Annotated in this window: 10 protein-coding genes; 7 read left to right on the forward strand and 3 right to left on the reverse strand. The window is 67.9% G+C overall.

Going from position 1 to position 11,883, the window contains the following annotated elements:
* The 3 genes from AB7D48_RS00690 to smc are packed head-to-tail and all read left to right on the forward strand — an operon-like array spanning position 1 to position 4,655.
* The gene (locus AB7D48_RS00690) at positions 1 to 441 is read left to right on the forward strand and encodes a DUF721 domain-containing protein (RefSeq protein ID WP_427975222.1); all 441 of its coding nucleotides are present in this window, start codon (positions 1 to 3) and stop codon (positions 439 to 441) included.
* A gap of 60 nt (positions 442 to 501) precedes the next feature.
* Entirely contained in the window at positions 502 to 1,113 is a 612-nt protein-coding gene (locus tag AB7D48_RS00695; RefSeq protein WP_427975224.1) for a DsbA family protein, read from the forward strand.
* Positions 1,114 to 1,124: 11 nt separating this feature from the next.
* The gene (gene smc / locus AB7D48_RS00700; protein WP_427975226.1) at positions 1,125 to 4,655 is read left to right on the forward strand and encodes a chromosome segregation protein SMC; all 3,531 of its coding nucleotides are present in this window, start codon (positions 1,125 to 1,127) and stop codon (positions 4,653 to 4,655) included.
* 122 nt (positions 4,656 to 4,777) lie between these two features.
* Here smc and AB7D48_RS00705 read toward each other — a convergent pair whose 3' ends face one another.
* Positions 4,778 to 5,011, reverse strand: coding sequence for a DUF1127 domain-containing protein (locus AB7D48_RS00705; protein ID WP_427975227.1), 234 nt, complete (start codon positions 5,009 to 5,011; stop codon positions 4,778 to 4,780).
* Between the two features lie 173 nt (positions 5,012 to 5,184).
* Here AB7D48_RS00705 and AB7D48_RS00710 point away from each other — a divergent pair, with 173 nt between their 5' ends.
* The 4 genes from AB7D48_RS00710 to AB7D48_RS00725 all read left to right on the forward strand — a co-directional run bounded on the left by AB7D48_RS00710 (position 5,185) and on the right by AB7D48_RS00725 (position 9,667).
* Positions 5,185 to 6,951 (forward strand): aminopeptidase P family protein, encoded by a 1,767-nt coding sequence (locus tag AB7D48_RS00710; protein ID WP_427975228.1) that lies wholly within the window; start codon positions 5,185 to 5,187, stop codon positions 6,949 to 6,951.
* 74 nt (positions 6,952 to 7,025) lie between these two features.
* Entirely contained in the window at positions 7,026 to 7,559 is a 534-nt protein-coding gene (gene thpR / locus AB7D48_RS00715) for an RNA 2',3'-cyclic phosphodiesterase (RefSeq protein WP_427975230.1), read from the forward strand.
* Between the two features lie 85 nt (positions 7,560 to 7,644).
* On the forward strand, positions 7,645 to 9,135 hold the full coding sequence (locus AB7D48_RS00720) for a CHAD domain-containing protein (RefSeq protein ID WP_427975231.1): 1,491 nt from the start codon (positions 7,645 to 7,647) through the stop codon (positions 9,133 to 9,135).
* 46 nt (positions 9,136 to 9,181) lie between these two features.
* Complete coding sequence (locus AB7D48_RS00725) at positions 9,182 to 9,667, forward strand: cupin domain-containing protein (RefSeq protein ID WP_427975233.1); 486 nt, start codon at positions 9,182 to 9,184, stop codon at positions 9,665 to 9,667.
* 13 nt (positions 9,668 to 9,680) lie between these two features.
* On the opposite strand, the gene AB7D48_RS00730 is transcribed toward AB7D48_RS00725, so the two are convergent.
* Positions 9,681 to 11,120 (reverse strand): ATP-binding protein, encoded by a 1,440-nt coding sequence (locus tag AB7D48_RS00730; protein WP_427975234.1) that lies wholly within the window; start codon positions 11,118 to 11,120, stop codon positions 9,681 to 9,683.
* Entirely contained in the window at positions 11,117 to 11,836 is a 720-nt protein-coding gene (locus AB7D48_RS00735) for a response regulator (RefSeq protein ID WP_427975235.1), read from the reverse strand. The genes AB7D48_RS00730 and AB7D48_RS00735 overlap by 4 nt, the downstream gene beginning before the upstream one ends.
* Positions 11,837 to 11,883 lie beyond the last annotated feature (47 nt).

Here is an 11,883-nt window from a genome sequence, read left to right on the forward strand (position 1 = left end):
GTGCCCGAGCAGCCGGCCCCGCGCAATTTCGCCCCGCGCGGAATTTCGTCGATTCTGGCGCCGATCACCCGCCCCGCCTTCCGTCGGCGCGCGCCCGCCGCCGCGCAGATCCTGGCGGACTGGCCCCAGCTCGCCGGGCCGGATCTGGCCGCGCGCGCCGCGCCGCTCAGATTCGCCGGCGGTACCCTGACCCTGGGTTGCACCGGCCCCACGGCGATGGAACTGCAACTCGCCGCGCCGCAGATCATCGCCCGGCTCAATCTCGCCCTGGGCCACGGCATGGTGGAGCGCCTGCGTTTCGAACAGCAGGTTCCACGCCCTCCCGCCACACCGCCGGCGCGCCCCGCCGCGCGTCTGGCCGAGCCGCCGCGCGACCTGCCCCCCGGCCCGCTCGGCGCCGCCCTGGCGCGGCTCTATCAGGGCATAAAATCCCGTGGATAACTCCAACGCCGGGTTGGACTCCCGGCCAAGAATCCGACTACACTATATATAGGAGAAAACATGCAGATTACCCGCCGCTCCCTACTATCCATGGTAGGCGCCACCGCCATGCTCCCAACCGCCGCCTGGGCTGGCACCCCCTCCAGCGCGGAGACCGAGCGCGCCATAGGCTCCCCCCAGGCACCGGTCACGGTAATGGAATTCTTCTCCCTCACCTGCACCCATTGCGCCGAGTTCGCCACGGTGACGATGCCCAAGGTGAAGGCCAATCTGGTGAAAACCGGCAAGCTGCGCCTCGTCTATCACGATTTTCCGCTGGATCAGGTCGCGCTGAAAGCCGCCCAAGTGGCGCGTTATCTGCCCGAGAACGAATATTACCCCTTCATAGAGGCGCTTTTCGCCAGCCAGAATGACTGGGCCTTCCAGGAAGGCGAGGATTACCACGCCTCGATCTTCAAATATGCCGCCCTCGCCGGGATGGACCAGGCCACCTACGACAAGGCCTGGAACGACGAGGCACTGGCCAAATGGATCCTGGCCGGCCAGCAGGAAGCTGAAACAACCTATCAGATCGACGCCACGCCGACATTCGTCATCAATGGCAAGAAATACCCCGGCGCAATGGATTACGACGCTTTCGCGGCACTTGTGACCAAAGCCGCCAAGGCCTGAGGGAGGCCAGGATGCCCGCACGCTTCGCCCGGCTGCGTATCGCCGGTTTCAAGAGCTTCGCCGACCCCACGACCGTGGAAATCCTTCCCGGTCTCACCGGGGTGGTCGGGCCGAATGGCTGCGGCAAATCCAATGTCATCGAGGCGCTGCGCTGGGCGATGGGCGAGGCCAATGCCCGCAACATGCGCGGCACCGAGATGGAGGACGTGATCTTCGCCGGCACCACGGGCCGCCCGGCCCGCAACCTGGCGGAAGTGACGCTCACCCTGGAGGAAACGCTGGGCCTCGCCCCGCCGCCCTTCCAGGAGGCGGCCGACCTCGAAATCTCCCGCAAGATCGAGCGCGGCGCTGGCAGCAATTACAAGGTCAACGGCAAGGAAGCCCGCGCCCGCGATGTGCAGACCCTGTTCGCGGATCTGGCCTCGGGCTCTCGCGCCTCGGCGATGGTCAGCCAGGGCCGCGTCAGCGCGCTGGTCTCCGCCCGGCCAGAGGAACGCCGCGCCCTGCTGGAGGAAGCCGCCGGCATCACCGGCCTGCATGCCCGCCGCCACGAGGCGGAGCTGAAGCTCAAGGGCGCCGAACAGAATTTGCTGCGCGCCGACGATCTGAAAGGCCAGCTCGAATCGCGCCTTGGCGATTTGAGGAAACAGGCCCGCCAAGCCACACGCTATAAAGGGCTTTCGGGCAATATCCGCGCCGCCGAGGCGGAGCTGCTCTCCATCCAGCGCGCCCTGGCGGTGCAAGCCCGCGAGGCCGCGCAGGCCGCCTTCGCCGCCGCCGAGGCCCGCGTGGCCGAGGCCGCCGCCAAGGCCGAGACCGAGACCGCCAAGGCCGCCGAGGCGCAGGCCGCCCTGCCCGCCCTGCGCGAGGCCGAGGCACAGGCCCGCACCTTGCTGGAACGCGCGCGCATCGCCGCGGAGCAGGTGAAGGAAGCCCAGGCCCGCGCCCGCGCCGCCCTGTCCGAGGCCGAGGCAAGGCTGGAAGCCCTGACCCGCGACCATGGCCATGCCCAGAAGCTGGTGGCCGATGCACAAGCCGCCAAGGCCAGGCTGGACGCCGAACAGCACACGCTGCGGGAAGAAACCAACGCCGCCCCCGCCGCCATCGACGAAGCCGCCGACACCGCCGAAGCCGCGCTGGAGGCCATGCGCGCCGCCGAAACCGCCAGCACCAAGGCCACGGAGGACGCCGCGCATATCGCCGCCGCGGCCGAGGCCGCCCGCCGCGCCCTGACCGAAGCCGAAACCCGCGCCCGCCGCCTCGCCCAGCGCGCCGCCGAAACCAAGGCGGACCACGACAAGATCGCCGCCACCCTGATTCCGCCCGAGCGCGTGCGGGCGGCCGAAACCGAGCGCGATGAGACCGAAACCGCCCTCGCCGCCGCGCGCGAGGCCGTGACCGCCGCCGAGGGGGCGCGCGCCGAGGCCGAGGCCAAGGCCGCCGAAGCCAGGAGCACCGCCGAGGCGGAGCTGGCCGGGGCCCGGTCGCGCGCCGCTTCGCTGGAAGCCGCCGCCACCAAGGTGGGCACCGAATATGACGCGCTGGCCGCCATCCTGGCGCAGAAATTCGGCCGCGAGAGCCAGCCGGTCCTGGACGCCATCACCGTGCCGCCGGGGCTGGAAGCCGCCTTGGGCGCGGCCCTACGCGAGGAATTATCCGCCTCCGCCGACCCGCGGGCCGCCCGCCACTGGCGCGCCTTGCCCGCCCTGGAAGCATCCACCGCCAAGCTGCAAAATTTCGCGGAACTGACAAAGGGGCCCGAGGCGCTGAAACGGGCTCTCTCCCACATATTATTGTTGCCGGAGGGCGAAACCGGGGATCTCTACCAGCCCAACCTCTCCCCAGGGCAGATTCTGGTCTCGCGGGAGGGAGCGCTCTGGCGCTGGGATGGCTATACGGTGCGCGCGGGCGCCGCCTCCGAAGCCGCCGTGCGCCTGAAGCAGCGCAACCGTTTGACCGAGCTGGAGCATGAGCGCGCCGCCGCGCGCGAGGCCGCCCAGGCCGCGAAGGATGAACGCCTCAAGGCCGAGGCCGCCGAGCGCGAGGCCCGCGCCAATGAAGCCAAAACCCGCGACACCCATCGCGCCGCCGAAACCCAGGCCCGCAACGCCCGCCAGCAGGCCGAACAGCGTTTCGACAAGGCCCGCAACGAGGCCATCCGCCTCACCGCCGAGGCCGAACGCGGCCAGACCCGCGCCGCCGCCGCCCAGGCCCAACGCGACCAGGCCGCCACCGAGGCCGCCGAGGCCGAAACCGCCCTGGCCAGGCTGCGCGAGACCCATGCCGCCCTGCCGGATGTGAACGCCGCCCGCCAGGCGGTGGAGCAAGCCCGCGCCACGCTGAACAATGCCCGCCAGGCGGAAGGAGCGGCCAGCGCGCGCCTGGCCGCGCTGCGTGGCCAGGCCAGCCAGCGCGACCAGCGGCTGCAAGCCTTGGCCCGCGAGATGGAAAATTGGACCGAACGCGGCCAGGATGCCACGGACCGGCTGACCGACCTGAGCGCCCGCCTCGCCGAGGCGCAAAACGGCATCGCGACACTGCAAGCCGCCCCCATGGAGGCCGAAACCTCCCACAAGGACGCCATCGAGGCCCTGCGAAACGCCGAGATCGAGCATAAGCGCCTGGCCGGGCTGCTGCAGGCGGGCAGCGCCGCCGCCGAGGCCGCCACCCGCGAGGCCCGCGCCGCCGAAACCGGCATGAACACCGCCCGGGAGGCCCGCGCCCGCGAGGAAGGCAATATCGCCGCCGCCAACCACGCCTGGGGCACGGTGGCCGAGCGGATCCTGGAACGGCTCGGCGCCACCCCCGATTTGCCCGATCCGCCAACCTTGTTGACCGCCGAGATCGAGGACAAGGCCCGCAAGCGCTGGGAACGGCTCGTGCGTGAGCGCGAGGAGATGGGAGCCGTCAATCTCCGCGCGGAGATCGAGGTGAACGAGGCGGAAGAGGCCATCGCCACCATCGACAGGGAGCGCGACGAGATCACCTCCGCCATCGCCAAGCTGCGCGGCTCCATCGGCCATTTGAACCGCGAGGGGCGCGAGCGCCTCACCACCGTGTTCGCCGAGGTGGACCGGCATTTCCAAGCGCTCTTCACCCGCATGTTCGGCGGCGGCAAGGCACATCTGGCGCTGGTCGGTTCGGACGATCCGCTGGCCGCCGGGCTGGAAATCTTCGCGCAGCCGCCGGGCAAGAAGCTCAGCACCCTGTCCTTGCTTTCAGGCGGGGAGCAGGCGCTCACCGCGCTCTCGCTCATCTTCGCCGTATTCAAATGCAACCCCGCCCCGATCTCGGTGCTGGACGAGGTGGACGCCCCCTTGGACGACGCCAATGTGGAGCGTTTCTGCACCTTGCTGGAGGATATGGTGCGCGAGACCGGAACGCGCTTCATGGTGGTCACCCATCATCACCTCACCATGGCACGGATGGACCGGCTTTACGGCGTGACCATGCAGGAGCGCGGCGTCTCGCGCCTGTTGTCGGTCGATTTCCACAAGGCGATGGGCATGGTCGATCCCGGCCACGCCATGGCGGCGGAATAAGGCCCCGGCACGGGCCGCGTCCTAACGCGACCAGAAACGCGCGCATAAAAAAGGCCCCTTTCAGGACCTGTTTTATGCGCGCGCCCTGGCCGGACGCCAGGGGCCGCCGGGCTCACCCGGTTTTAGCGGATCGACCTCAGGATGGCCGGAATGTCAGCGCGGGCAACGCCAATATCGTTCAGATCGCGCGGCGTCATCGCGTAAAGTTCAGCCGCAACGGCGCGGCGGGCCTGCCAGGCCTTGAACCAGCGGCTCAGCTTGTTGCCACGGGGCTCAACGGCGGCCGGGGCTTCGCGCGTCATCGCCATCGACCCAAGCTTGCTCAGGACGGGCTGGTTATGGATAGTCGTCGACATGATACACCTACATCTTTGGGGGAGCGGCCGTTTCGGTATGACCCAGCAGCACTCCTTTTAAAGGACCAACAAACGTCCTTTCCGTGGCTGTATATAGTGCAGCCTGGTGTTTTTTTGTGCGTCTGCGAACGCCGAGTCTGGCCTGCATCCAGCGCATATCACGGGGCTTATTCATGTCATCAGAACATAACATTCCCATCGCCGCCCTGCGCGCGGCCTGTCTCTCCCACGGGCTGGATGGCTACATCATCCCACGCTCGGATGAATATCTGGGCGAATATGTCCCCCCTTGCGCGGAACGCCTGGCCTGGATCAGCGGCTTCACCGGCTCGGCCGGGCTCGCCATCGTGCTGGCCGGGCGCGCCGCCTTGTTCTCCGACGGGCGCTATACGCTGCAAATGGAACAGCAGGTGGACGGCAAGATCTGGGAATGCCGCCACATCGTCGAGGACAAGCCGGAAATCTGGCTACGCCAGGCGGCCGCCGGCAAGAAAATCGGCTATGACCCCTGGACCCTCAGCGCCGATATGCTCGCCCGCTTCACCGGGCTGGAGATGGTGCCCCTCTCGCCCAATCTGGTCGATACGCTCTGGAAGGACCGCCCCGCCCCGCCAACGGGCCCGGCCCTGGTTTATCCCGAGACCCATGCGGGCGAGCCCGCCGCCCATAAGCGCCGGCGGCTAGGCGCCGCCCTGGCCGAAGCCGGGCAGGATGCGGCCATTCTAAGCGATGGCGCCTCGCTCGCCTGGCTGTTCAATATTCGCGGCACGGATCTGGAATTCTGCCCCTTCGCGCTGGGCTACGCGCTGCTGCACCAGGACGGCACGGCCGCCTTGTTCATGGCGCCGGAGAAGATCACACCGCAGTTGCGTACCCATCTCGGCCCACAGGTGGTGATCGCCGCGCCCGCGGCGCTGCCGGGCGCCATCGCCGGGCTGGCGGGCAAAAACGTGCGCTACGACCCCGCCACCCAGCCCGCCTGGTTCCAAACCGCCCTGACCGAGGCGCAAGCCAGGATCACCCCCGGGCCGGATCCCGTGTCCCTGCCCCGCGCCCGCAAGAACCCGACCGAGCAGGCGGGCGCGCGCGCGGCGCATCTGCGGGACGGCGTGGCGATGGTGGAGTTTCTGGCCTGGGCGGCCACGGCCTTGCCCAAGGGCACGCAGACCGAACTCTCCGCTTCCGAACGGCTGCTCGCCTGCCGGGCTCAGCAAGACCTCTTCCGGGGCGAGAGTTTTCCGGCCATTTCCGGCGCCGGGGAAAATGGCGCCATCATCCATTACCGCGTGACGGCCGAAAGCAACCGCGCCATCCGGCCTGACGAGGTTTATCTCATCGATAGCGGCGGCCAATATCTGGATGGCACCACGGACATCACCCGCACTCTCTGGACCGGGCCCAGCCCCGCCCCGGCGGCGGTCAAGGCGCATGCCACGCGCGTGCTGGCCGGCACCATCGCCCTGGCGCGCGCCATCTTCCCCGAAGGCCTCGCCGGCGCGCATCTGGACGCCTTCGCGCGTCAGGAACTCTGGCGCGCGGGGCTGGATTACGACCATGGCACCGGCCACGGCGTCGGCGCCTATCTGTCCGTGCATGAAGGGCCGGTCAGCATCTCCCGCGCCGCGCGGCCGGTGGCCCTGGCGGAAGGCATGATCCTCTCGGACGAGCCGGGCTATTACCTGCCCGGCGCTTATGGCATCCGCATGGAAAACCTGTTGCTGGTGCAAAAAGCCAGCTTCGCGGACACGAAAAAACCCTTCCTGTGCTTCGAGACCCTGACACTGGCCCCCTTCGACCGGGCGCTGATCGACCCCGCCTTGCTCCCCCGTGAATCGCTGGACTGGCTCAACGGCTATCACGCGCGGGTGCTGGCCGCCTTGTCGCCCAGGCTCTCCGCCGGGGCGCTGTCCTGGCTGCGCGAGGCCACCGCCCCCATATAATATTTGACCTGCCCTTCACGGATCAGGCAAAATTTCATCAGCGATTCGCTGAAACCTTGAAGAAAGGACAAGCCATGCGCCTGTTCGTGGCACTCGACCTCCCCTGGGACGTCAAGGAGCAGCTCAGCGATCTCTCCTGCAATCTGCCCGGCGCCCGCTGGGTGCCGGAGGAAAATTTCCACCTCACGCTGCGCTTCATCGGAGAGGCCAACCGCCTCCAGGCCGAGGAGATCGACCATGCCCTGAGCGCCCTGCGCGGGCGGGGCTTTCTCTTTACCTTGTCGGGCTTGGGCTGGTTCGAGAAAAACGGGCGGGTGAACATGCTCTATGCGGGGGTGGAACGCAACGAGCACCTGGCCAGGCTGCAAACCAAGGTGGAAACCGCCTTGCACCGCGTGGGGCTGGCCCCCGACCGGCGGCGCTTCACCCCACACGTAACCCTGGCGCGGATGGACATGCCCGTCACCCCGGCGCTGAGCGGTTTCGTGCGGGCGAATAATCTCTACCGCTCGGCCCCCATCCGCGCGGACAATGTAACCTTGTTCAGCTCCTTCCTCGGCAAGGACCAGCCAACCTACACGCCCGAGGCCGAATACGCCCTGGCCTGACCGGCGGCGCCAGCCCCGCCAGGACCGGCAAACGTCACGGTTGCGTCGCTCGACACTGTCGGGCGCCATGGCTTATCCTGCCGCCATGGACGCCACCCCGATGGAGCAGACGGACCCCAACGCGTCTCCAGCCCTGGCGCATATGCGCCTCACCCTGGACGATGCCGGTTTCCACAAGCTGGCGCCCGCCCCGCCTGCCCGCGCCCGCCATATCCACGACCAGTTTCTCGACACCGGGGATTTCGCCTTCGCCCGCCACGGCATCACGCTGCGCCTGCGCAAGGCCGGGCGTGGCGCGCTGTTCACGCTGCTGCATGAGGACGATGCGCTGGATGCGCCCCTGCCCGCCATGCAGCCGGATCTTTCCGTGTTCGGCCCTGACTGGCGGGAGAGTCTGACCGCCATCTCGCAAGACGCGCCCCTGCTCATCGTGGCCGAAGCCCGTACCCGCCGCCTCACCCGCGATTTCGACGGCGGCGCATTGGCGCTTGAAACCGGGCAGCTCATCGCGAACGGGCAAAAACATCCTTTCCAGGAGGCGGTCCTGTCCACGCCGCCCGCCTTGCTGGCGCAAACGGCGCTGAAGCTGACGGACATGGCCGGGACCCGCCTACAACCCGAGCCCCCAGGCCGGCGCGCCGTGCGCCTGGCGGGCGGCCCCCGTCCCGCTCCGCTCAAATCCACACCGGCCCTGCGGGACGATCCCTGCCTGGACGAAGCGGTCTACCGGATCGTCCTCGCCTGCCTGCGGCAATTCCGCGCCAATCTTCCGGCTTTTTTCGAGGGGGACGAAGTGGGGGCCGTGCATCAGATGCGTGTCGCCATGCGCCGGCTGCGCTCGGCGCTCGGGCTGTTCAACCGCGTTCTGCCCACGCCGGAATTCCTGACCCTGCGCGAAGAAGCCAAGCGCCTCGCCAGCACGATGGGCGAAGCCCGGAACTGGGATGTCTTCATCGCCATGCTGCGCGCTGGCCCGGCCGCCGCCTTTCCCGCCGAAACCGGCTTCGCCGCGCTGGAAGCCCAATGCGCGGTGCATCGCGCGGCGGGCTACCAGCTCGTGCGGGCCTTGCTGGAAGACCCCGCCACCACGCGTTTTCTGCTGACGGCGGAAGCCTTCGCCACAAGGCGGGGATGGCGCGCCAGCCTGGCGGCGGAGTCGCTGCCCCGCCTGGCCGGACCCGCCCGGCTATTCGGCGCGGAAAGCCTGAACCGGCTGCACCGCAAGCTGCGCAAGCATGGCCGCCATCTCGCCGCCCTGCCCGCGCATGAGCGCCATCTGGTTCGCATCGAATTGAAAAAGCTGCGCTATGCGGCGGAGTTTTTCGGCCCCCTGTTCGAGCCGCGCGGCCGTGTGCGGCAATTCAACCGCGCCGCCGCCGCCTTGCAGGAAGAGCTGGGCAAGCTCAACGACATGGCGACCGCCGAGGGCTTGGCCGCCCGGCTGAATGGCGGTGTCCCCGAAGCAGCGCGGGCGCTTGGCATCGTGCTGGGCTGGACCGCCCATGCCGCCCTGGGCGAACCGCGCGCCCTCACCGCCGCCTGGAAAGAATTTCAGGCCGCCAAGCTGTTCACGTGATGTTGCGAACTCACGCGGGAACCAAGCGCCCGGAAGGTCAGCCACGATGGAAAAATACCTGATAAAAAGCCAGGACATCGCCGACATGGCGGGCACCGGCAAGACCCATTTCATCAACCCCAATGCCCGGCGCGTCAATAAATCGCTGGGGGATGCAACCGGCCTGACCGGGTTCGGCTTTCACGTGATCGAGGTCGAGCCCGGCCACGAAACGACGGAGCATCACACGCATCGTTACGAGGATGAATGCGTTTTTGTCCTCAGCGGCACCGCGACCGCGATGATCGGAGATGAGGCGTTTGCCATCGGCCCAGGCGATTTCATCGGCTACCGCAAGGGCGGCCTGCCTCATTCGATCAGGAATACCGGCCCGGACATCCTGCGCTGCATCGTCGCGGGCGAGAGGCTGCCCCACGATGTCTGCGACTATCCGCGCCGGAACAAGCGGATCTACCGCAACGCCGGAATGCCCTGGACCTTGGTGGATCTTGCCGATATCGAAGAACTTGGCGGCGCTATCGGCAAAAAATAACGCCGCACGCTCCTTACACCGGCAACGTCACGCTCACCCGCAGGCCTTGCGCCTGATTCTCCAGCACGATGTCGCCGCCATGGGCGCGCACGATGTTGCGGGCGATGGACATGCCCAGCCCCGATCCGCCGGTTTCACGGTTACGGCTGGTTTCCAGCCGGCGGAACGGCTCGAACACGCGCTCGCGCTCCTCTTCGGGAATTCCCGGCCCGTCATCGTCAATATCGATCCGCGCCACGCCCTTGACCGGCACGCGCAGCGTCACGCGGGCCGCGTCGCCATATTTCATGGCGTTGGTGATCAGGTTGCTCAGCGCGCGCTTCAGCGCCAGCGGCCGCGCATTCACCGGCAGATGATCGGGGCCGGTATAATCGACCGCATCGGCCCGGTCCGGATCGATATCCGCCACCTCATCGACGATGGTGCGCAGCAAACTGGCCAGATCCAGCCGCGCCACCGGCTCGGTGGTGGTGATGTCCTTGCCGAAGGCGAGCGTGGCGGCCACCATCGCCTCCATCTCGTCCAGATCCGCCAGCATCTTCGCCCGCTGCTCGTCATCCTCCATATATTCGGCGCGCAGCTTCAGCCGCGTGATCGGCGTGCGCAGATCATGCCCGATGGCGGTGAGCAGAAATGTGCGGTCCTCCACGAATCTGCGGATTCGCGCCGCCATGGTGTTAAAGGCCCTGGCGGCGGTCACGATCTCGCTGGGCCCTTCCTCCGGCAGCGGCTTGGCGTTGACCACGTCGCGGCCGAAAGTCTCCGCCGCCGCCGCCAGCGTCTTCACCGGCACCAGCAATTGCCGCACCGCGAGCGTGATGACGATACCGCCCAGAAACATCATCACGATGAACGCCGTGGCAAAACCGGGGGACCGCCACGGTGCCGGCGGCAGCAATTCCGTCGTCACCGTCAGCCACATCAATGGCGGCAGCAGATCCTGGGGCGCGAACGCGCCGGGCAAATCGCCGTCCGGGGGCGATGGCGGCGCCGCGTCGTCGACCAAGGGGGGCGGGAAAAACAGCCCATCCGGCAAGCCGAAACTGACGATCAGTTTCAGCGGCCGGCCGGTGACGCGCAGCACGATCCCGCGCGGGCGGATGTTACGCGGTATCCCGTACGTGAAAATGCCCGCCCGCACGGCTTCCGCGATCGGCAGCGGCATGGGCTGCGTCCCCGTCAGCGGCGGCGCCAGGGTCAGGCTGACCGTGTCACCCTTGGGCACCGGCTCACGCGCCGCCACCAGCGCGCGGTCGTTCGGCCGCGCCAGCGCGATATGGCGGTAGATGATCGCGGCGCGGGTCGCGAATTCCTGCTCCTCCACCAGCCTTTGCAGCTTGATCTGATTGACCGTGTGCACCAGCAACCCCAGCAGCTGGATCAGCGCGAAACCGACCAGCAGCAGCAAAATGGTCCGACGCGCCAGGCTACGGGGAATCAGGTGAAGCTTCAAAGCCGCTCGACAGGGGTGGACAGCACATAGCCGCCGCCGCGCACGGTCTTGATCAGTTGGGCGTTGCGCCCATCATCCTCCAGCTTGCGGCGCAGCCGCGACACCGCGACATCGATGGCCCGGTCGAACGGCCCGGCCTGGCGGCCACGCAGCAGGTCCAGCAGCATGTCCCGGGTCAGCACCCGATTCGGCCGGTCCAGCAGCGCCACCAGCAGGTCATATTCCCCACCGGTGATGGAAACCTCCACCCCGCTCGGGTCCAGCAGGCGCCGGCGCGCGGTCTCCAGCACCCACCCCGCGAACTGATAGGTCTTGGCGGATTGATCGGCGGCCCGGTCCTCGGCCTCGCCGGTGCGGCGCAGCACGGCGCGGATCCGCGCCAGCAGCTCGCGCGGGTTGAAGGGCTTGGTGACATAATCATCCGCCCCCAGCTCCAGCCCGATGATCCTGTCCGTCTCGTCCGCCATCGCGGTGAGCATGATGATCGGCACATTGGCTTCCGCGCGGAACCAGCGCGCCAGCTCCAGCCCCCCCTCGCCCGGCAGCATCAGGTCCAGCACCACGAGCTGGTAATGCCCGTTCAGAAAAGCACGCCGTGCTTCCTTTCCATCCCGGGCGGTGGTCACGCGCAAACGCTGACGTTCCAGGAATTTGGCCAGCAATTCACGAATTTCGCGGTCGTCGTCCACGACCAGGATATGCGGCAGGGTTTCCATGTCTGTTACAATAGCGCCGCGCCCGGGTTTTGGGCAGTACAGGTTGC

Origin of the sequence: Acidocella sp. (genome assembly GCF_050253495.1) — a bacterium.
In the GTDB taxonomy this organism is placed as follows: Bacteria; Pseudomonadota; Alphaproteobacteria; order Acetobacterales; family Acetobacteraceae; genus Acidocella.